General features: G+C 63.3%; 21 protein-coding genes. 8 read left to right on the plus strand and 13 right to left on the minus strand.

What is annotated here, in order from left to right:
- Positions 1-48: 48 nt before the first annotated feature.
- The 6 genes from C5F53_RS04950 to mnmG all read right to left on the minus strand — a co-directional run bounded on the left by C5F53_RS04950 (position 49) and on the right by mnmG (position 5,836).
- On the minus strand, positions 49-834 hold the full coding sequence (locus tag C5F53_RS04950) for a ParA family protein (protein WP_105260173.1): 786 nt from the start codon (positions 832-834) through the stop codon (positions 49-51).
- Positions 835-886: 52 nt separating this feature from the next.
- Complete coding sequence (locus C5F53_RS04955; RefSeq protein WP_105260174.1) at positions 887-1,504, minus strand: LysE family transporter; 618 nt, start codon at positions 1,502-1,504, stop codon at positions 887-889.
- Between the two features lie 337 nt (positions 1,505-1,841).
- Positions 1,842-2,528 (minus strand): 16S rRNA (guanine(527)-N(7))-methyltransferase RsmG, encoded by a 687-nt coding sequence (gene rsmG / locus C5F53_RS04965; protein WP_370446709.1) that lies wholly within the window; start codon positions 2,526-2,528, stop codon positions 1,842-1,844.
- On the minus strand, positions 2,512-3,093 hold the full coding sequence (locus C5F53_RS04970; protein WP_105260176.1) for a DUF4124 domain-containing protein: 582 nt from the start codon (positions 3,091-3,093) through the stop codon (positions 2,512-2,514). Before C5F53_RS04970 ends, rsmG begins: the two co-directional genes overlap by 17 nt.
- The gene (locus C5F53_RS04975) at positions 3,093-3,749 is read right to left on the minus strand and encodes a hypothetical protein (RefSeq protein ID WP_105260177.1); all 657 of its coding nucleotides are present in this window, start codon (positions 3,747-3,749) and stop codon (positions 3,093-3,095) included. The genes C5F53_RS04970 and C5F53_RS04975 overlap by 1 nt, the downstream gene beginning before the upstream one ends.
- Before the next feature lie 38 nt (positions 3,750-3,787).
- The gene (gene mnmG / locus C5F53_RS04980) at positions 3,788-5,836 is read right to left on the minus strand and encodes a tRNA uridine-5-carboxymethylaminomethyl(34) synthesis enzyme MnmG (RefSeq protein ID WP_105260178.1); all 2,049 of its coding nucleotides are present in this window, start codon (positions 5,834-5,836) and stop codon (positions 3,788-3,790) included.
- A 426-nt stretch (positions 5,837-6,262) separates the two neighbouring features.
- Here mnmG and C5F53_RS04985 point away from each other — a divergent pair, with 426 nt between their 5' ends.
- Positions 6,263-6,847: an NADPH-dependent FMN reductase gene (locus C5F53_RS04985; protein WP_105260179.1), complete on the plus strand. Its 585-nt coding sequence runs from the start codon at positions 6,263-6,265 to the stop codon at positions 6,845-6,847.
- Positions 6,848-6,931: 84 nt separating this feature from the next.
- Here the strand turns inward: C5F53_RS04985 and C5F53_RS04990 are convergent, their stop codons facing one another.
- From C5F53_RS04990 to C5F53_RS05015, 6 genes are read right to left on the minus strand one after another with little or no spacing between them, the layout of a single operon-like run.
- Positions 6,932-8,386: an aldehyde dehydrogenase gene (locus C5F53_RS04990; RefSeq protein ID WP_105260180.1), complete on the minus strand. Its 1,455-nt coding sequence runs from the start codon at positions 8,384-8,386 to the stop codon at positions 6,932-6,934.
- 32 nt (positions 8,387-8,418) lie between these two features.
- Entirely contained in the window at positions 8,419-9,189 is a 771-nt protein-coding gene (locus tag C5F53_RS04995) for an ABC transporter ATP-binding protein (RefSeq protein ID WP_105260181.1), read from the minus strand.
- Positions 9,186-9,941, minus strand: a complete 756-nt coding sequence (locus C5F53_RS05000; protein WP_105260182.1) for an ABC transporter ATP-binding protein — start codon at positions 9,939-9,941, stop codon at positions 9,186-9,188. Before C5F53_RS05000 ends, C5F53_RS04995 begins: the two co-directional genes overlap by 4 nt.
- The gene (locus C5F53_RS05005) at positions 9,934-10,911 is read right to left on the minus strand and encodes a branched-chain amino acid ABC transporter permease (RefSeq protein WP_105260417.1); all 978 of its coding nucleotides are present in this window, start codon (positions 10,909-10,911) and stop codon (positions 9,934-9,936) included. Before C5F53_RS05005 ends, C5F53_RS05000 begins: the two co-directional genes overlap by 8 nt.
- Before the next feature lie 8 nt (positions 10,912-10,919).
- The gene (locus tag C5F53_RS05010) at positions 10,920-11,795 is read right to left on the minus strand and encodes a branched-chain amino acid ABC transporter permease (protein ID WP_105260183.1); all 876 of its coding nucleotides are present in this window, start codon (positions 11,793-11,795) and stop codon (positions 10,920-10,922) included.
- Positions 11,796-11,802: 7 nt separating this feature from the next.
- Positions 11,803-13,002, minus strand: a complete 1,200-nt coding sequence (locus C5F53_RS05015) for an amino acid ABC transporter substrate-binding protein (protein WP_105260184.1) — start codon at positions 13,000-13,002, stop codon at positions 11,803-11,805.
- 224 nt (positions 13,003-13,226) lie between these two features.
- On the opposite strand from C5F53_RS05015, the gene C5F53_RS05020 reads away from it, so the two are divergent.
- On the plus strand, positions 13,227-14,162 hold the full coding sequence (locus C5F53_RS05020; RefSeq protein ID WP_105260185.1) for a helix-turn-helix domain-containing protein: 936 nt from the start codon (positions 13,227-13,229) through the stop codon (positions 14,160-14,162).
- A 10-nt stretch (positions 14,163-14,172) separates the two neighbouring features.
- On the opposite strand, the gene C5F53_RS05025 is transcribed toward C5F53_RS05020, so the two are convergent.
- Positions 14,173-14,868 (minus strand): Crp/Fnr family transcriptional regulator, encoded by a 696-nt coding sequence (locus C5F53_RS05025; protein WP_236635216.1) that lies wholly within the window; start codon positions 14,866-14,868, stop codon positions 14,173-14,175.
- Positions 14,869-14,971: 103 nt separating this feature from the next.
- On the opposite strand from C5F53_RS05025, the gene C5F53_RS05030 reads away from it, so the two are divergent.
- From C5F53_RS05030 to C5F53_RS05055, 6 genes are all read left to right on the plus strand, one after another.
- Complete coding sequence (locus tag C5F53_RS05030; protein ID WP_105260186.1) at positions 14,972-15,727, plus strand: class II aldolase/adducin family protein; 756 nt, start codon at positions 14,972-14,974, stop codon at positions 15,725-15,727.
- Between the two features lie 5 nt (positions 15,728-15,732).
- Positions 15,733-17,358, plus strand: a complete 1,626-nt coding sequence (locus C5F53_RS05035) for a GMC family oxidoreductase (protein WP_105260419.1) — start codon at positions 15,733-15,735, stop codon at positions 17,356-17,358.
- A 73-nt stretch (positions 17,359-17,431) separates the two neighbouring features.
- Complete coding sequence (gstA, locus tag C5F53_RS05040) at positions 17,432-18,040, plus strand: glutathione transferase GstA (RefSeq protein WP_105260187.1); 609 nt, start codon at positions 17,432-17,434, stop codon at positions 18,038-18,040.
- Positions 18,041-18,353: 313 nt separating this feature from the next.
- Positions 18,354-18,818, plus strand: coding sequence for an Lrp/AsnC family transcriptional regulator (locus C5F53_RS05045; protein WP_105260420.1), 465 nt, complete (start codon positions 18,354-18,356; stop codon positions 18,816-18,818).
- Positions 18,819-18,836: 18 nt separating this feature from the next.
- On the plus strand, positions 18,837-19,625 hold the full coding sequence (locus C5F53_RS05050; RefSeq protein WP_105260188.1) for an NRDE family protein: 789 nt from the start codon (positions 18,837-18,839) through the stop codon (positions 19,623-19,625).
- Positions 19,626-19,670: 45 nt separating this feature from the next.
- Positions 19,671-20,825 (plus strand): metallophosphoesterase, encoded by a 1,155-nt coding sequence (locus C5F53_RS05055; RefSeq protein ID WP_105260421.1) that lies wholly within the window; start codon positions 19,671-19,673, stop codon positions 20,823-20,825.
- The last annotated feature ends 3 nt before the right edge of the window (positions 20,826-20,828 follow it).

Genomic DNA, 20,828 nt, shown 5'->3' on the forward strand with positions numbered 1-20,828 from the left:
CTTGCGCAATATCGACGGGGGCTAGAGGCCTATTTGGCTTGCAAACGCCTACATGGCCTTGATGCGGTCCACCATCTCTTGCGCGAAGGTGACGAAGGCCTGCGCGCCCTTGGAATTGGGGTCAAACACCACGCCGGGCACACCGTAGCTGGGCGCTTCGGCCAGGCGCACATTGCGCGGGATCACGGTGTTGAACACCTTGTCGCCAAAGTGCGCCTTGAGCTGGTCGCTGACCTGCTGCTGCAGGGTGATGCGCGGGTCGAACATCACGCGCAGCAGGCCAATGATTTGCAGGTCGTCGTTGAGGTTGGCCTTGACCTGCTTGATGGTATTGACCAGATCGGTCAGGCCTTCGAGCGCAAAGTACTCACACTGCATGGGAACGATGACGCCATGCGCGCAGCACAGGCCGTTCAGGGTCAACATGCTCAAAGACGGGGGGCAGTCGATCAGCACAAAGTCGTATTCGGCATCCACCACGGCCAGCGCCTGCTTGAGGCGCTTCTCGCGGCGCTCCACTTCCACCAGCTCGACCTCGGCGCCGGCCAGTTCACGGTTGGCACCTAGGATGTCGTAGCCGCAGCCTCCTTCGATCAACTTGGCGCTGGTGGTGCGGGCCTCGGCGACCGAGGCGGATTCGAGCAACACGTCGTAAATGGTCAGCTCCAGCTTGCGCTTGTCCACGCCCGAACCCATGGTGGCATTGCCCTGCGGGTCCAGGTCAATCATCAGCACGCGCTGACCCACCTTGGCCAAACCTGCTGCCAGATTAACAGTGGTGGTGGTCTTGCCAACGCCACCCTTTTGGTTGGCAACGCAGAAAATTTTGGCCATAGAGCGCTTTACGTGAAGAGACTAGAAAACGGGTGCGGGGGAAGGCAGGCGCTCAGCGCGACTGCAGGGCCAACTTGATGCCGAAGCCGACCAGGAACAGGCCGGCGACTTTTTCCAGCACGCGGCCGATCTTGGGGTTGGCGCGCATGCGCTCGGCCAGAAAGTGCGTGAGCAGCGTGGCGCCCAGGCCATACAAAAAAGTGAGGAAGGCGATGGTGGCGGCCATGAAGCCATAAGTCACCAGACCTTGCTGGCTGGCGCGGTCCACAAACAACGGAAAGAAAGCCATGTAAAACAGAATGGCCTTGGGGTTGAGCAAGGTGATGAGCAAGGCCTGGCGCAGGTAGTGGCCGGCCTTGATGTTGAGCACGGGTGCCGCGCCGGGTTTGGCGGTGAGCATTTTGAAACCCAAATAGGCCAGGTAGGCAGCACCGGCCCACTGCACGGCGTGGAAGGCTTCGGGGTACGCGGCCAACAAGGCAGCCACACCGGCCACCGCCGACCACATGAGCACCTGGTCTCCGAGGATGACGCCCAGCGTAGCGGCCAGTCCACCCGCGATGCCGCCCTTGCTGGTAGACGTCACCAAGGCCAGATTACCCGGGCCGGGGATGGCCAGAAACACGATGATGGTGATGACAAAAGTGCCGTAATCGGTGACGCCGAGCATAGGTTCTTTCTTTCGGGGGAAGGGGTGAGTTTACGTTGGAAAAGTAGCGGCGCTACTTTGTGCTGAACCCGCTGCGCGCCAGGGATACACCCCGCCGTTCGTGTCCCCCGGGCCGTGAGGGCCCTCCTCCTTTACCTCACTTTGGGGCGCACCCCTGCCACGCAGCTGCGAACGAGCGAGTGGGTCCCCCACCGCTGACACGCACACACCACCTCTGCAGGCTGGGTTGGGTAACGCGTTTTGCGTAGGTAAAGGAGGAGCCCGCGCAGCGGGCGGGGGACACGAAGCAAAACGCGTTACCCAACCCAGCCCTCACACAAAGCGGAACGCGAGGGGCTTAGGCAGCCGCCCTCTTCCTCATCCAAACAATGCACCGCTCCGCGTCCAACCCCGGCACATCCAGTTGTTCCACGTGAAACACCTCCACCGAGCCAGGCAGCGCAGCCATCTCCTCCGCCGGATGTTTGCCCTTCATCCCCATCCAGATCCCCTGCCCCGCCAGCGCCTTCTCCGACCAGGTCGTGAAATCCACCAAGGACGCAAAAGCCCGCGAACTCACCACGTCGTACGGCTCGGTCAAACTTTCCACCCGCGCATGGATGCCCCGCAGATTGGGCAACTTCAGTGTCACTGCCACTTGCTGGATAAAGGCGGCTTTCTTGGCCACCGTGTCCACACAGTGCACCGTGATGTGCGGGCAGCAAATGGCAATCACTATGCCGGGCAGCCCGGCACCCGAACCCACATCGAGCAAACGGGGTTTGTCGCCCACTACGCCCTGCCCGGCCAGCACCGCCAGTTGCTTTTGCAATGGCGTGATCACCGCCAAGCTGTCCAGCAGGTGGTGCGTCAGCATCTCATCGGGGTCACGCACGGCGGTCAGGTTGTAGACCTTGGTCCATTTCTGGATCAGGGCCAGGTAGTCCAGCAGTGCGGTGATCTGCGCGTCATCCAACGACAGACCCAAGGCTGGCAGCGATTGCGCCAGTACTTCGCGGTGGTTCAGGTTAGGGGCAGGCAACAGACACCTCGTTGTTCAGTTTTGCGTAATCCATTTTTTCCTTGTCAGTCATTTTGGCCAACCGGGCGCGGCTCTTGTCCACCAACTGCCGCAACTGGCGGCAACTGGCCAAGTCCAAGGGCAGGTTGGCACCCCGAGCCTGCTCCGCTTTCCATACCTTCGCAAACTCCGTCATGCAACGCTGCTGAAACTCGTTCAACAGACGCTTGGAGTCTGCCAGTTCCGCAGTCGAATCATGGCGCAGGGTCTGGCCCAGCTGCTCACCAATGCTGCGGCACTCGGGTGACATGCCGGCCGATATGCGCCGGTTCAGGGCGCTCTGCTTCGCATCGTGCGCTGCGCTGGCAAGGCTGGAGTCCGGTGCTTGATCTGGCGACACCGACGCTTTGGGCGCCGACTTGGTGATGCCCGGCACCGACGAACTGGTCTGATCCGCCGCACAAGCATGGTCGCTGAACACCACCTTGCCATCGGCACCTTTGCACTTGTAGACCTCGGCCTGCGCGGGAACGCCAAAGACCAACAGCCCTGCAGCCACCAGGCCGATGCGAAAAAACGGCATCGCCATCAATCCCAGCAGTTGGCCGTCTGGCCCTGCGAGTGCACCCAGTAACGGCCGTAGCCACCAATGCCGGGCCCCAGTTTGCCTTGCAGCGCCCAGACATCGCCACGGGCTTCGTGGTCGTAATGCTGGTCGTCCATGTGGTTGCCACCGTCTGCAAAGGTGGCCATGCGCCAGCCTGGGCCCAACTCGCGCTCACACATCACATTGGCTTTCATTTCGGAATCCAGCGTGGCACCCATCACCGCCTGGGTGGCGGCCAACTCACTGCGGCTCCAACCGCTGCCGCTCAGGCCACCGGGTCGGGGCAAGTCGCCCTTTTTGATGCACAACACTGGCAGCACGATGCGGCAGCTGGTGTCACCCACATTGGGGTTGCAGGCGCCCTTGTAGGCGCGGTCCAGCGTGGATTCGCCTGCGTCGCAGACCATATTGGCCACGTCTTTGGGATCCTTGTCTTCCAGTGGCGCCAGGCCAAAGGTCAGGCCATAACCAATCGGTTTGTTGCCGGCAGGTTCGGGTGCGCTGGCCGCAGGGGTGAGAGGCGCACCCGATGGGGCCACCGCCACCGGTGGGGTTTTGGGAGCGGTGCATTTCTTCAGCATCAGAGGGATTACCAGAATCCCCACCAGAGTCAGCACCAGAACAATCGCACGCGGCATGCACAGCCCTCCCCGGCCCGTTGGAAAAAGGGGCTAGTTTACGCTGCCACTTTTTCGGCAAAGCCGCGGAAGTTGCCCTTCTTCAGGTGGATCAGCAGCAGTGAGATGGTGGCGGGCGTGATGCCCGACAGGCGCGAAGCCTGGCCCAAGGTTTCGGGCCGGTACTTGTTCAGGCGCTGGCGGGCTTCGATGCTGAGCGCCCCCACCTGCAGGTAATCCAGCTCGGCCGGCAGACGCAGGTTCTCGTAATGGGCGGCGCGCTCCACTTCGTCCTTCTGGCGGTCGATGTAGCCGGAGTACTTGGCAGCAATCTCCACCTGCTCCACCACCGCAGCCACAAAGGCGTCTTGTGCCGCCACTTCCACGTTGAGCGCCACGTCCGTGGTTTCACGTGAAACAGCCGGCGGCAAATCCCGGTTGGCGTACTTGCCGTGGTCCAGCGACATCAATGCGGCGTAGCTGATGTTGGGGCGGCGCAGCAGGTCGCCCAGGTTGTATTCGTGGTCAATGGCCTTGCCCAACACGCGCTCGGATTCCTCGGCGGCCAGGTTGCGCGGGTTCACCCAGATGCTGCGCAGGCGTTCTGTTTCACGTGAAACAGCGTCGCGCTTGCGGCTGAACGCATCCCAGCGTGCGTCGTCCACCAGGCCCAACTGGCGGCCGACTTCGGTCAGCCGGTCGTCGGCATTGTCTTCACGCAGCTGCAGGCGGAACTCGGCCCGGCTGGTGAACATGCGGTACGGCTCGGTCACGCCCTTGGTAATCAGGTCGTCCACCAGCACGCCCAGGTAAGCCTGGTCACGGCCCGGCAACCAGCTGTCGCCCGCAAAGGTAATGGCGCCCGCAGCACTGGCTGCCGCATTGCCACAGCCCAGGCTACGCACCTGCAGCGCGGCGTTGATGCCGGCAAACATGCCCTGGGCCGCCGCCTCTTCGTAGCCCGTGGTGCCGTTGATCTGGCCGGCAAAGAACAGGCCGCCAATCTGGCGCGTCTCGAAACTGCTCTTCAGGCTGCGCGGGTCAAAGTAGTCGTACTCGATGGCGTAACCCGGGCGCAGGATGTGGGCATTCTCCAGCCCGGCCATGCTGCGCACCAGGTCGTACTGCACATCGAACGGCAGGCTGGTGCTGATGCCGTTGGGGTAGTACTCGTGCGTGGTCAGACCCTCGGGTTCCAGAAAGATCTGGTGGCTGTCTTTGTCGGCAAAGCGGTTGATCTTGTCTTCCACGCTGGGGCAGTAGCGCGGGCCCACGCCCTCGATCTTGCCGGTGAACATGGGGCTGCGGTCAAAGCCGGAGCGGATGATGTCGTGGGTGCGCTCGTTGGTGTGGGTGATCCAGCACGGCACCTGCTGCGGGTGCATGGCCACATTGCCCATGAAGCTGGCCACCGGCATCACATCGCTCATGCCACCGGGCACGCCATCGCCGGGCTGGATGATGCACTTGCTGAAGTCGATGCTGCGGCCATCCAGGCGCGGCGGTGTGCCGGTCTTCAGGCGGCCTTGCGGCAGCTTGAGTTCTTTCAGGCGGGCCGACAAAGACACGGCGGGCGGGTCCCCTGCTCTACCGGCCGCATAGTTGTTCAAGCCCACGTGGATTTTTCCGTCCAGGAAGGTACCAGCCGTCAGCACCACAGTCTTGGCGCGGAACTGGATGCCCACTTGGGTGACTGCGCCGACCACGCGGTCACCCTCGATCATCAGGTCGTCCACCGCTTGCTGGAACAGCCACAGGTTGGGTTGGTTTTCCAGCATGCGGCGGATGGCGGCTTTGTACAAAACCCGGTCAGCCTGGGCGCGCGTGGCACGCACGGCGGGGCCCTTGCTGCTGTTAAGAATGCGGAACTGGATGCCCGACTCGTCGGTGGCCAAGGCCATCGCACCGCCCATGGCGTCCACCTCTTTGACCAGGTGGCCTTTGCCAATGCCGCCGATGCTGGGGTTGCAGCTCATCTGGCCCAGGGTTTCGATGTTGTGGGAGAGCAGCAGCGTCTTGCTGCCCATGCGGGCGGCAGCCAACGCAGCCTCCGTGCCGGCATGGCCGCCGCCAACGACGATGACATCGAAATCTTGTGGGTACAACATGGTGTTCTATTCGAGCGCGCCAAAGACAGGGGTGTGCGCCAAGTGAGGGGGAAGGGCATGATTTTACCGGGTGCCTGATTTTTTGGCACGTTACGGGAATACCGGCCCTGCCGCATCGCCTTTACCTCTGGATCAAGCGGGGCGGGTACTCTGCGCCGTTCGTGTCCCCCGGGCCGTGAGGGCCCTCCTCCTTTACCTCACTTTGCAGAACACCCACCCCACTTGATCCCTCACCATATTCGCGCTCGAACATTGGCATACGACCCGTCGAGCGGCAGGGGTGGGGTGTGCGTTTTGCGTAGGTAAAGGAGGAGGCCCCTCACGGGCCGGGGGACACGAAGCAAAACGCACACCCCACCCCTGTCGCGGGCGAACGAACGGGCAAGCAAGAACAAAAGAAGCCCAACCTTGGCGACAATCAAGACCATGACCAAAGTCCTGATCTTCGCGGGCAGCACCCGCCAACACTCCTTCAACCGCCGCCTCGCCCACGTAGCCGCGACCCTGGCCCGTGACGCAGGCGCAGAGGTCACCCACCTGGAACTGGCGGACTTCGACATCCCGCTTTACAACGCCGACCTGGAAGCCACAGGCACCCCGCCGGACGTGATTCGCCTGAAGGAAATCATGGACGCACACCCGGCCTGGATCATCGTCTCGCCCGAGTACAACGGCAGCTATACCGGCCTTCTGAAAAACACCATCGACTGGGCCAGCAGCCCGGTCAAGGGCCACCCGGTCTGGGCGGATGGCGAGAAGCCATTTGCCGGCAAGGTGGTGGGGCTGCTGAGCGCATCACTCGGCGCCCTCGGAGGTTTGCGCTCACTCAGCCACTTGCAGCCGTTGCTGCTCGCCCTGCACTGCTGGCTCGCGCCCAAACAGTTTGCGCTGGGCTCGGCCGGCAAGGCGTTTGACGAACAGGGCCAGCTCATCGAAGAACGCCAGCGCCGCGGTGTGCAGGCCGTGGTGGACCAGGTGCTGTGGGCGGCACCCCGTTTGGGCGTGGATTAAGTGCCAAATCAGGGTCTAGCCCGCATGGATACTGCGCAAACAGCTACTAATTTAATAGCAAACTAGCCCGCCACCGCGCCGCACTCAGAACGGGTAGTGACGCGGCGTGGTCTGCAGCGTGATCCAGCGCAGCTCGGTGAACTCGGCCACACCGGCCTTGCCACCAAAGCGGCCCATGCCGCTACCCTTCACACCGCCAAACGGCATTTGCGCTTCGTCGTGCACCGTGGGGCCGTTCACATGGCAGATGCCGGAGTCGATACGGCGCGCCACGTTGAAGGCACGGGCGATGTCGGCGCCAAACACGGCGGACGACAAACCGTACTCGTTGTCGTTGGCGCAGGCCACCGCCTCTTCCACACCGTTCACACGCACTACGCATTTCACGGGGCCAAAGGTTTCCTCGTGGTAGATGCGCATGGCGGGCGTCACATGGTCCAGCACGGTGGCGGCCATCAGCGTGTTTTGTGCCTTGCCGCCGCACAGCAGCTTGGCGCCCTTGGCCAGCGCGTCGTCGATCAACGCGTTGCAATGCTCCACCGTGTTCATGCCAATCACCGAGCCCAGCACCACCGGCTCTGGCTTGCGTGGGTCACCCACGGGCAGTCCACCGGCCTTGGCGGCAAATTGTTTGGTGAAGGCGTCGGCAATCTTCTGGTCCACGATGATGCGTTCGGTGGACATGCAAATTTGCCCGCTGTTGGCAAAGCTGCCAAAGGCCGCGCCGTTCACTGCGTCCTCAATCACCGCGTCGTCCAGAATCACCAGCGGCGCCTTGCCGCCCAGCTCCAGCACCACGGGTTTCAAATACTTGGCGCAGGTCAGCGCAATGATCTTGCCGACCTTGGTGGAACCGGTGAAGTTGACGCGGCGCACTGCCGGGTGTGCCACGATGGCTTCCACTACCGCTCCCGCATCGGCTGGCGCGTTGGTGATGTAGTTCACCACGCCGGCCGGGAAACCGGCGTCGGCAAAGGCTTCGATGATCAGTTGGTGCGTGCGTGGGCAGTTTTCGCTGCCTTTGAAAATCACCGTGTTGCCGCAGGCCAGCGGCGTGGCAATGGCGCGCACACCCAGGATGATGGGCGCGTTCCATGGCGCAATACCCAACACCACACCAGCGGGCTGGCGCACACCCATGGCCAGGCTGCCGGGTACGTCGGACGGGATCACCTCACCGCTGATCTGCGTGGTCAGCGACGCGGCCTCGCGGATCATGCCCGCGGCCAGGTGCACGTTGAAGCCGGCCCACATGCCGGTACCACCGGTCTCGGCGCCCACGGCTTCAATGAACTGCGGCGTCTTGGCCTCCAGCGCATCGGCGGCCTTGAGCAACAGAGCACGGCGCTCGCCGGGGCCGGTCTGACTCCAGGTTTTGAAGGCTTCTGCGGCGGCATCGGCGGCCATCACGGCATCGGCCACCGAGGCGGCGGGTGCACGCGTGGCCACACTGCCGTCCAGCGGGTTGCGCCGCTCAAAAGTGGCGCCCTTCTCGGCGGTGACTTTGAGGCCATTGATCAGCATGGACAAATCGGACATGGGGTTCTCCTAAAAATTCGGGAAATATCGGGTCAGGGTTTCGGGGCGGCTGTGGCAGCCGGGGCGCCCAGGTAGGCTTCACGGATCACACTGGAGCGCGCCAGCAAGGCGGCCGGCCCGCTGGCCACCAGCGTGCCGCGCTCCAGCACGTAGCCCCGGTCGGCCACGGCCAGCGCCTTCTTCACGTTTTGCTCCACCATCAGCACGGTGGTGCCCGCATCGGCGATGCGCCGGGCAATCGCCAGCAGTTCGTCCACCATCTTGGGCGCCAGGCCCAGCGAGGGCTCGTCCAGCATCAGGAGGAGCGGCGCACTCATCATGGCGCGCGCTACCGCCACCATTTGTTGCTCACCGCCGCTCATGGTGCCGGCCAGTTGCTGGGTGCGCTCGCGCAGTTTGGGGAAGTCGACAAAGGCCTGCTCCATGCGGCGCGCACGTTCGGCCTTGCTGCACAACCAGCCGCCCAGCTCCAGGTTTTCGGTCACCGTCATCTGCGGGAACAACTGGCGGCCCTCGGCCACCAGCGCCATGCCGCGCTGCACGATTTCGTTGGTCTTGGTGGGCAGGTCTTCGCCGTTCAGCAGCACCTCGCCCTGGCGCGCGATCAGGCCCGACAAGGCCTTGAGCAGCGTGGTCTTGCCCGCACCGTTGGGGCCCAGGATGACCGTGAGACCGGGCTTGATTTCGAGTGACAGATTGCGCAGCACCAGAAACGCGCCATAGCCCGCACTCAAACCGTTGACCTGCAAATGCGCGCGGGTGGTACCGCCCAGCACAAAGGGGGTGGGTTCAAACCACATCATGCGGGTGCTCCTGCAGGCTCAACCATTTCGTCACCCAGATAGGCTTCAATCACTTCCGCATTGCGCACCACCTCGGCCGGTGTGCCATCGGCAATCTTGCGGCCTTGGTGCAGCACGATCACGCGCTCTACATGGCGCAACAGCGTGGTCACCGCGTGTTCAATCCACACCACGGTCAGGTCCAGCTCGTCGCGCATGCGGCGTATCAGTTGCGCCATCGCTTCCACCTCGGATTCGGTCAGGCCCGCCGCCACTTCGTCCAGCAGCAACATGCGCGGGCGTGTGGCCAGCGCCATGCCAATCTCCAGCAGCCGCTGCTGCGACGGTGTGATGGCTGCCGCTGGCAGCTCGGCCAGATGCGCCAAACCAATCAGCTCCAGAATGCTCATCGCATCCCGCAGGTGCCAAGGGCCCTCTCGTTTGCGCCCGGCAAACTTCAAACCAAACTCGATGTTGGCCACCACCAGCATGTCGGCAAACACGCGCGGTGTCTGAAAGGTACGCGCCACACCGGCCGCTGCGTAATGGTGCGGTGGCCGGCCATCCAGGCGTTTGCCTCCGGCCGTGAGCTGGCCCGACGTGGGTGGGGTCACGCCCGAAATAGCGTTGAAAAACGTAGTCTTGCCCGCGCCGTTGGGGCCGATGATGCCCACCAGTTCACCAGCGCGAAAACTTGCACTCACCCCGTCCACCGCCGTCAGGCCACCGAACCGCACCGTGATGTCCTGGGCTTGCAGAAATACCTCAGACATGGCGCTTCTCCTTGCGGCCCAGGGCACGCAGCCACTGCTGGCTGTTGCGTCCCCAGTCGGCAAAGGTGCGCCAGCGTAGCGACGCCAGGCCACCAGGCAAATACAACACACTCAGAATCAGCAGAATGCCCAGCGACATCATGTAAATCTGCGGAAACTGCAGGCGCAGCGTCTCGGCCAGCACGCTGAACACAATGGCCGCAATCAACGGGCCCCACAGCGTGGCGGCGCCGCCAATCAGCGCAATCAGCACGGTCTGAAAACCAATGAAAGGGTTGAACACCGTGTGCGGGTCGATATACGTCCAGCGCACCGACATGGCCGCGCCCACCGCACCGGCAAATGCGGCGGTGAGCGCAAACCCGGCCACCTTCACCAAACGCGTGTTCACGCCCAGTGTCTGCGCACGCTGTTCATCGGCACCGATGCCCAGCAGCGCCAGGCCAAAGCGGCTGCGCCGCAGCACGATGGAGCACAACACCGCCAGCACAGCCAGCAACAGCACCGTGAGGTAAATCGTGTCGCGCTCGGGCACCACCATCAACACGCGGCCCACGGTGCCAGTGACCGATTTTTCAAAGTAGGTCACCGCGTGGCGAATCAACTCGGTCATGCCGAAGGTCAGCACCGCAAAGTAGGTGCCGCGCAGGTGCAGCACGGCCGCCCCCATCACCACCGCCACCAGCATGGCCAGGCCCGCGCCCAGTGCCACGGCCTGCCACCAGGCCAGTTGCTCCAGCACCAGCGCGCTGGTGTAAGCGCCAATGCCAAAGAAGGCAGAGGTGGCCAGCGACAGGTAACGGGTGCTGCCGCAGAACAGGCCCCAGCTCGACGAGAGGGCCACATACATCAGACAGGTCAACGCCATGGACACCACAAACTCGCTGCCGTAGTGCGGCAGGGCCAGGGCCCACCCCGCAAACGCCAGCAAGACCAGCAAATCACGCACCAACACTTGGCGGTTGTTCATCAGGCCACTCATTTCGCAAACAGTCCGCGGGGCCGCAACAGCAGCACCGCTATAAAAATGCCGTAGGACAACAAGGCCTTGAGCGAGGGGTTGCTGAAGTGCATGCCCAGCGCCTCCACCACGCCCAGCAGCAGGCCACCAGCCAGTGCACCGCCCATGCTGCCAAAACCGCCCAGGGTGATCACGATCAGCGCCGTCACCGTGTAGGGCTCGCCCATGCTGGGCGTGATGGTGTAGGCCATGGACAGCAGGCAACCCGCTACGCCTGACAAGCCCAGCCCCATGCCAAACATCAGCGGGTGCAGGCGTTTGGTGTCAATGCCCACCAGCTGCGCCCCGGTGGGTGACTGCATCAGGGCACGCACGCCCTTGCCCAAGAGCGTGAAGCGCAGCACCAGCATCAGCGCCAGGCTGAACACCAGGGCCAACGCAAACACCAGCAGCTTGTTGCCGGCAAACTGGGCGTCACCCAGCTTCACCGGGTCGGCCAGGTAGTCGTAACCGCGCAGGTCGCCGCCCCACATCCAGGACGCAAAGTTCTGCACCAGGAACATCAGGCCAAAGGCCACCATGAGCCCGCGTGCCTCAAAGATGTCGAGGTTGGGCGAGGTGGCGTTGAGCCGGCGGAAACACAACCAGTGGATCACCAGGCCCAGTGCCATCATTACGGCAAAGGAGATGGGCACCATCCACAGCGGCGACCAACCCAGGCTGGTGTGCGCCATCCAGGTCAGGTAGGCCCCCACCATCAAAAACTCGCCATGCGCAATGTTGAGAATGCGCATGAGCCCGTACTGCAGGTTCAGGCCCAAGGCCACCAGGGCGTAAATGCCCCCGGTGATCAGGCCCGACGCCAGCAACTCCAACCACGAAGCCAATCCCATGGGTGTTTTACTTCCAGGCCGGTTTGTTGGCGTTCAAGGCTGCCGTGGCCAGCTTCTTGGGCCACACCACCTCGAACTCGCCGTTCTGCCACTGGCCCACCGTGCCCGGGGTGGCGGTGTTTTCACTGCCCGTGAACTGGATGTCGCCCAAAATGGTCTTGTGCGTGCCGGCAGCGATGTAGTCACGCAGCGCCTTGCGGTCCAGCCCCACCTTGGCCACGGCGGCGGTCAGAATCTCCAGCCCGGCCCAGGTGGCGCCGCTGGCCCAGCGGTCGGGTTCTTTGCCGGCAAACTTCTTGGTATGGGCATCGAAGTAGGCCTTGGCACCCGGGCTGGTCTTGCCATTCCATGAGCCCATGCCCAACACACCTTCGGCACCGGCGGGTGTCATCACGTTTTTGTACAACTGAAAAGCCGTGCCCACCGAGGCGTAGAAGAACTTGGGGTTAAAGCCCACTTCTTTGGCCTGCTTGCTGGCCAGAATGGTGTCGGGCGGGTAGGTGAAGCCAATGAAGGCATCGGGGTTCTTGTCCTTCATGGAACGCAACACCGGCGACAGGTCTTTCACACCGGCGGGGTAACTCTTGTCCTCCACCATGCTGATGCCACTGCCCTGCAGCGCCACGCGCAGTGCGGCGTAGTTTTCCAGGCCAAACAGGTCGTCCACATAGACCACGGCCACGGTCTTGGCGCCGTTGGCCTTGAGCATGTCCACCAGCGCCTCACACATGGGTTTGGGCTGTTGCAGCAGCAAGAAGAAATACGGCAGCTTCATTTCCACCAGACGCTTGGACAGAGCCGTGGGCGCGAGGAAGGGGTAACCAAAGCGGTTGGCCAGCGGTGCCACGGCAAAGTTGGCATTGCTGCCCCAGGGCGGCAGCACCAGGTCCACCTTGTCGCTGCCCATGAGTTTTTCGTAGGTGCGGACTACGGTTTCGGTGTCGCTGCGGTCGTCCGAGCTGATCAACTCGATCGGGCGGCGCACGCCCTTGACCAGCAGTCCACCCGCTGCGTTTTGCTGCTCGGCCCACAGCAGGTAGTTGGGCTCCTGGCTGACCTGGGCACCGCCAGTCCACGGGCCGGTGCGTGACATGGTGTAACCAATACGCACCGGGGGTTCGGCGGCGAACAGGTGCGGGGCAAATGCGGCAGCACCGGCTGCGGCGGCCGCGCCTTTGAGCAAGGTGCGTTTTGTGTTCTGGACCATGGTGTCTCCTGCGCAATGCGGATTTTTGAGGAATCTGCATCGTAGGAAAAGCGCCCCACATTGGCTTTGCTGGCCGTGCACAAAGCGCTGGCACAAACGCGCAAACCGGCTAGGGATAACCCTTGGCGGATCGACGCACCAAAGCGCAGGGGGCCGCCCATAATGCATTCACCATGCACGCCACCGCCCCTGTTGCGCCCCCCCGCCCCCCAGCGGCCCGGGCCATGAGCACCGACGACTTCGCACCCAAAGAGCGTGCGCCGCTGTGGTGTGAATGGGTGTGGAAACACTTTGGCGGCCTGCGCTCCGACCTGTATGGCGACACCGACTTTGACGGCCACCTGAGCACCGGGCGCGCAGGCGACCTGATCCTGACCCGGCTGGAGGCCAACCGCCACCGCGTGGTCCGCACCATGGACATGGTGCGCGCCAGCGACGAAGGGTATTTAAAAATCGTGGCCCCGCTGCGCGGCCGCGCCGGTGTCGAACAATCGGGCCGACAAGCCTGGGTGAGCCCCGGCGCCTGGACCATTTACGACACCACCGCAGACTACCTGATTGCCAACCCCGAGCGGGTGGAACACCTCATTGTGATGGTGCCCAAGGCCCAGTTGGCGGGCCAGGGCCTGCGCTTGGACACCCTGATGGCACGGCCCGTGGGCGGCGCCACCGGCATTGCACGCGTGGCACTCACCACCATGCGCAGCACCTTTGAAGAGCTGCCCAACATGAGCCCCGACGCGGCCCGCGGTGCGGGGGAACTGGTCACGCAGCTAGTGCGGCTCTCGCTGATTGAACTGGCGGGCCAGCACACGCCGCTGACGCAGCGTGAGGCGCTGAAGGACCGCATCCGCCACCATGTGGCGCTGCACCTGCGGGACCCCGACCTCTCGGTGGACCAGATTGCCACGGCGCTCAACTGCAGCAAACGCCACCTCTATAACGCCTTTGCCGACGAACCCCACACGCTGGCCAGCTACATCCAGCACCTGCGGCTGGACGCCTGCCTGCGCGAGCTGCAGCAGGTGGGTCCGGGTGCGCGGGCCATTACCGACATTGCGCTGCACTGGGGCTTTAACAACCCCTCCCATTTCAGCCGCGTGTTCCGCGAACGCACCGGGCAAAGCCCCAGCGAATTCCGCCACGCCCTGGTGAACTAAAGGGCCCCGCTCAGGCGAGCGCGCCCTCGCGCATCAGGGCATCGGGCGCCACGATGTCGATGCGGCCATAACCCAGTGCCAACACACCGCTGCGCACAAAGTACTTGAGCTCCTTGGCCAGGGTCTGGCGTGTGACGCCCAGCATCATGGCCAGCTCCTCGTGCGAGACCTGCACCTTGGCCCGCGCCTGCAAGGCCATGGTGGTGTCGCCTCGGGAGAGTGCAATCAGGCGCCGGGCCACGCGGGTGCGGGTGGAGCGCAACATGGTGTCCTCCACCAGGCCAAACAGATTGCGCACGCGCGTGCAGAGCAGGGCCGTGATGCCGTGCGCAAAGCCATTGCGCTGCATCAGGCGCTTGAAGTCGGCCGCAGGAATCACCAGCAGTTCGGCCTCCTCCAGCGCCGTCACATCGTGGGGCCGTGGCTGGCCGTCGAGCAAGGCGGTTTCACCAAACCAGTTGCCTGCCTCCATGACCGACAGAATGCCCTCACGCCCGTCTTCTCCGAGCGTGGACACCCGCAAGGTGCCGGTAAGCACACCGTAAAAACCGCCCTGCATATCGCCCTTGCGGTACACCACGTCGCCTACCTGCAGGGGCTGCAGCACCGCCACCGCCAGCATGGCCTTGCGCTCGGCCACTGGCAATGCCCCAAACCAGGGGTTCGGCGACATTCTGCGCAGCAGTTCGGTTTTTGAGTACGCCATCCATTTCCCCCCGGTGATTACCCTAGATTGTTCGTTTTTTGACAGTTTAGAGCCTCTGCCGCGGTTAACGTGACTGCAAACTTACAAATGCAGGAGATATCGCATGGCAAGTACCTCTGTGCAATCGCAGGTCAGCGCTGAGGAATGGAAACTGCGCGTGGACCTGGCCGCCTGCTACCGGCTTGTGGCGCACTATGGCTGGAGCGACCTGGTCTTCACCCACATCAGTGCCCGCATCCCCGGCCCCGAACACCATTTCCTCATCAACCCCTATGGTCTGATGTTTGACGAAATCACTGCCAGCAGTCTCGTCAAAGTCGACCAGCAGTGCAATAAGCTGATTGACTCACCCTACCCCGTCAACCCGGCCGGCTTTGTGATCCACAGTGCGGTGCACGACGCGCGTGAGAACGCGGGCTGTGTGATGCACACCCATACCCGTGCCGGTGTGGCGGTGAGCGCGCAAAAAGCCGGCATCCTCCCCTTAAGCCAACAATCGACCTTTGTGCTGGCATCGCTGGCCTACCACGACTACGAAGGCGTAGCCTTCCGCGACGAGGAGAAGCCCCGCTTGCAGGCCGACCTGGGCCAAGCCAATTTTCTGGTGCTGCGCAACCATGGCCTGCTGACCGTAGGCAAAACCATTGCCGATGCGTTTCTGAGCATGTACACGTTTGAGGCCACCTGCCAAATCCAGATCGGCGCCCAAGCCGGTGGAGAGCTCACCCACGTGAACCCGCAAATCGTCAAAGGCGTGGCCGAGGCCATGCGCGTGCAAACCGGCGGCTTGGGCGGCGCCTTTGTCTGGCCCGCCCTGATCCGCAAGCTCAACCGCCTGGACCCCAGTTACCAAGAATGAAAACCATGCCTCTCCAAGAATTTGATTACATCGTTGTGGGTGGCGGTTCCGCCGGTTGTGTGGTGGCCAGCCGCCTGAGCGAAGACCCGGCCATGTCGGTCTGCCTGCTCGAAGCCGGCGGCCCCGACACCAGCCCTTTCATCCACGCACCGCTGGGCTTTGCGGCTACCGCGCCGCTGGGTATCTTTAACTGGAACTACGAGAGCGTGCCCCAGCCCGGCCTGGGCGGGCGCCGTGGGTTTGCCCCGCGCGGCAAGGTCATGGGCGGCAGCAGTTCGCTCAACGCCATGGTCTACACACGTGGCAACGCCTACGACTACGACCGCTGGGCCGACCTGGGCAACCCGGGCTGGAGCTACCGCGACGTGCTGCCGCTGTTCAAGCAGTCCGAGCACAACCAGTGTTTTGGCGCCAACGACTTCCGCGGCGTGGGTGGCCCGCTCAACGTGAGTTACCTGCGCAGCCCCAGCCCCCTCAACCAGGCCTTTCTGGACGCCTGTGAAAGCCAGGGCCTGCCGCGCACGCCTGACTACAACGGCGCCCAGCAATGGGGTTGTGCGCCCGCGCAGGTGACGCAGAAGGACGGTGAACGATGGAGCGCCGCCAAGGCCTACATCACGCCACACCGCCAGCGCCCCAACCTCACCGTCATTACCCACGCGCACACCTGCAAGGTGCTGCTGGAAGGCAGCAACGAAGACCAGCACGCCGTGGGTGTGCAGGTCCTGCACCAGGGCCAAACGCTGGAGGTGCGCGCGCGGCGCGAGGTGGTGCTGAGCAGCGGTGCGTTCGGTTCGCCCCAAATCCTCATGCTCTCGGGCGTGGGCCCGGCGGACCATCTGCGGGCACACGGAATTCCGGTGCGCCATGTGTTACCCGGTGTGGGCCAGAACCTGCAGGACCATGTGACCACGGTGTTGATCTACCGCACGCAGCAGCAGGACGCGACCCTGGGCTTCTCGGCCAAGGGGGCGCTGAATATGGTCAAGTCCGTCTTCGAGTGGCGCAAGCAGCGCACCGGCTGGATCACCACCAACGTGGCCGAATCGCAGGCCTTCATGAAAACGCGCCCGGACGTAGAAGCCCCCGACATCCAGCTCGCGTTTTGTACCGGCATCGTGGACGACCACACCCGCAAGGCCCACTTGGGCCATGGCTACACGCTGCACGTCACGCTCATGCGGCCCAAGAGCCGGGGTAGCGTGACGCTGCAAAGCGCCAAACCCACCGATGCGCCGCTGATCGACCCCGCCTACCTGCAGGACCCCGATGATTTGGACACGCTGGTGCGTGGCACCCAAATGGGCTTTGACATCATGCAGGCCCCGGCCCTGCAGGCCTGCCGCGGGCAGATGCTCTACCCCATCGAACGCAACAACACGGCGCAGATCAAACAGTTTCTGCGCGACCACTCTGACACCGAGTACCACCCCATCGGCACCTGCAAGATGGGCCCGGCCAGCGACCCCATGGCCGTGGTGGACGCCGAGCTGCGCGTGCACGGCCTGCAGCGCCTGCGTGTGGTGGACGCATCCATCATGCCGGACCTAGTGACCGGCAACACCAATGCGCCCACCATCATGATTGCCGAAAAAGCCGCCAACATGATCCGCATGGCCGCACGGGCCTGAACCAAGCGGTAGCATGCACGCTGGCTCCCGGCAGCCTGCCGGGATGGTTCTGCTGCACTGCACAAGGATTCACATGAAGCTTTATTACTCCCCCGGCGCCTGCTCGCTGTCGCCCCACATCGTGCTACACGAGGCGGGCCTGGCCTACGAGGGCATCCTTACCCCGACCAAGACCCACAAGACACCCGACGGCACCGATTTTTACAGCATCAACCCGCTGGGCTACGTGCCTTTTCTGGCGCTGGACGATGGCCGCACCCTGCACGAAGGCCCGGCCATCGTGCAGTACCTGGCGGACCTGGTGCCTGAGAAAAACCTGGCCCCTGCCAACGGCACCTTCGAGCGTTACAAGCTGCAGGAGTGGCTGACCTTCATCGGCACCGAGCTGCACAAGAACTTCTCGCCCCTGTTTAACCCCGCCACCCCCGACGAGGTAAAAACCGCGATAAAAACCCAGTTGCTGTCGCGCCTAGCCTGGGTCAACGGCGAGCTGGCGGGCAAGGACTACCTGATGGGCAACACCTTCACCGTGGCCGATGCCTACCTCTTCACTGTCAGCAACTGGGCACGCCTGGTGGGGGTGGATATCGCTGGCCTCACCACCCTGGGCAGCTACCGCGCCCGGGTAGGCGCCCGCCCCGCCGTCGTGGCCGCCATGCACGCCGAAGGCCTGCGCACCTGAGTCCCGCTGGCTGGCTGCCCAAGGCCCTTTGGGGGTTTTTGCTATGGTTTTGGTAGCTGCTCGCGCATATTCCACGAGGTCTAGAAGCCAAAAAGCCCCAGGCTTTGGTAGGCCAGGGGCTTTTGCTTGATGGTGCCACCCTTGTGGGGCGGTCTGTGCAGCGCAAGGCGGGTAATCCTTGGCTGATGCGGGGCTGTGGGTAACAGAGGACTCCAGTGTAGGCCGCAGTGCCCCGCAGACCATTGCGTAATTGCGCTGATCTCGCTTGTTTTTGGCATACTCTGCCTAATTCTTTAAAAATAAGGGCATGCACATGAAACTGGACCGCTACGACCAGCAAATTCTGGAAATCCTGCAAACCGACGGCCGCATCAACAACCAGGACCTGGCCGACCGCATTGGCCTCTCGCCTTCGCCCTGCCTGCGCCGTGTGCGTGCGCTGGAGGAGTCGGGCCTGATCGTGGGCTACCGTGCGTTGCTGGATGCCAAAAAGCTGGGCCTCTCGCTCATGGCCATCGTCCATATCTCCATGGACCGCCATACGCCCGAACGGTTTGCCAACTTCGAGGCCAGCGTGGCCGTGTTGCCCGAGGTGCTGGAATGCCTGCTCATCACCGGGCAGGACGCCGACTACCAGATCAAGGTCGCCGTGCGCGACATGGACCACTACCAGGCCCTGCTGCTCAACAAACTCACGCGCATCGAGGGCGTGACCGGCGTGCACAGCAGCTTTGTGCTGCGCCGTGTGGTGGACCGGACCGCCCTGTCGGTGGTCTGAAACGCTGCGCCCCATCCCATGTGCCTGATCGCCTGGAACTGGCAGCCCGGCAGCGCCACCCCCTTGTTATTGCTGGCCAACCGCGACGAGTTTTATACCCGCCCAGCCCAGCCTCTGCACCACTGGCCCGATGCCCCCATCCTGGCCGGGCGTGATGTACAGGCCGGCGGTACCTGGCTGGGGGTGGGCCCAAACGGTCGCCTAGCCGCCCTCACCAACTACCGCAGTGCCGTGTCGGCACGCACAGACGCACCCTCACGCGGGGAGCTGGTGGCGGGTTTTCTGCAAAGCCCGCTGAGCGCCCAGGCCTATCTGCAGGCCCTGCAGCCCGAAGCCAGCGCTTACAACCCGTTCAACCTGCTGGTATTTGATGGCCAGACCCTGCTCGGCTTGGAAAGCCGGGACGCACGCATCGTGACCCTGCAACCCGGCATAAGCGCCGTATCCAACGCCGACTTCCACACCCCCTGGCCCAAGCTGTGTCAGCTCAGCAGTGGGCTGGCGGCGTGTGTGGCACATGGCAAAACGGAGGACGAACACCTGTGGCCCCTGCTGCAATCGCGTGTGCTGGCCGCAGATGATGTGTTGCCACATACCGGAATGCCTCTAGAACTGGAACGAGCACTATCGGCAGTTTTTATTGCCACACCCACCTACGGAACGCGGGCTTGCAGTGTGGTGCGGGTGGGATCAAACAGCGTGCAATTTGGTGAGCAGCGGTATGGGGCGGAGGGCGCACTGGAGCGAACGTCGCTGTTTTTGACAAGAATCCCCCTTGAACCGCCGCCATCCCCCACCATCTACTGATCTTTCCACTCTGCCGCCCTCCTCTCGCCCCAGGCGGTGCACCCCATGGTTTTTGCCCCGGTTACCCTGATTTCCCTCTTATTCCATGGGCTGATTGCCTGGCGTTTGTTGCCTGATCTGCCTGACAGCGCAGCCTGGGTGCTGAGTGGTGTTTTAGGGGTGTCTGCTTTGCTGGTACCGCGTGGCTTGATGGGACGTGGTGCCAAACGTGGTCCCTGGAGCACCGCCATGGTGTGGATCGGCCTGCTGTGTATGGGCCTGTTTTCCTCGCTGCTGGTGCTCACGCTGTTGCGCGATGCACTGCTGCTAGGTGCATGGACTGTGCAGTCCTTGGGGCTAGCACTGGATGTGGCGATGCTGCGCCACACCAGCGCACAGGCTGTGCCTCTGCTCGCCTTGCTCATGACCGTGCTGGGTTTCTGGAATGCGCGCCGCACCGCCGCGGTGGTGCGTGTGGATGTACCCATCACCAACCTGCCCACGGCCCTGCAGGGTTTCACCATGGCGCAGATCAGTGACATTCATGTCGGCCCCACCATCAAAACCCACTACCTGCAACGTATCGTCGATCGGGTGAACAGCCTGGGCGCCCACATGGTAGCCATCACCGGTGACCTGGTGGATGGCAGCGTGAAAGAACTGGGCCAGCATATTGCGCCGCTGGCCCAACTGCAATCGACCCACGGCACCTTCTTCGTCACCGGCAACCACGAGTACTACTCGGGCGCGCACAGCTGGATTGACGCACTGCGCGCACTCGGTGTGCAAGTGCTGATGAATGAACATGTGGTGATCCACCACGGCCACGACGTACAAGACCCGGAACGTGCCATGGTGGTGGTAGCCGGGGTGGCCGACTACAGCGCACACCACTTTGATGAAAGCCACCGCAGTGACCCGCATGCGGCGATGGCGCAAGCGCCTGAGCAAGCCCTGTTCAAGCTGCTGCTGGCGCACCAGCCACGCAGTGCACCGGCGGCGCAACAAGCAGGCTTTGATTTGCAGTTGTCGGGCCACACGCACGGTGGGCAATTCTGGCCCTGGGGCTACTTTGTGCGCTTTCAGCAGCCGTTTACGGCAGGCCTGCACAAGCTGGGCACACTGTGGGTGTACACCAGCCGGGGCACCGGTTATTGGGGTCCACCCAAGCGGTTTGGCGCCCCGTCAGAGATCACGCTGCTGCGCCTCGTACGGGCCTAGTTA

This window comes from Rhodoferax sp. TS-BS-61-7 (assembly GCF_002943465.1).
GTDB lineage: Bacteria > Pseudomonadota > Gammaproteobacteria > Burkholderiales > Burkholderiaceae_C > Allorhodoferax.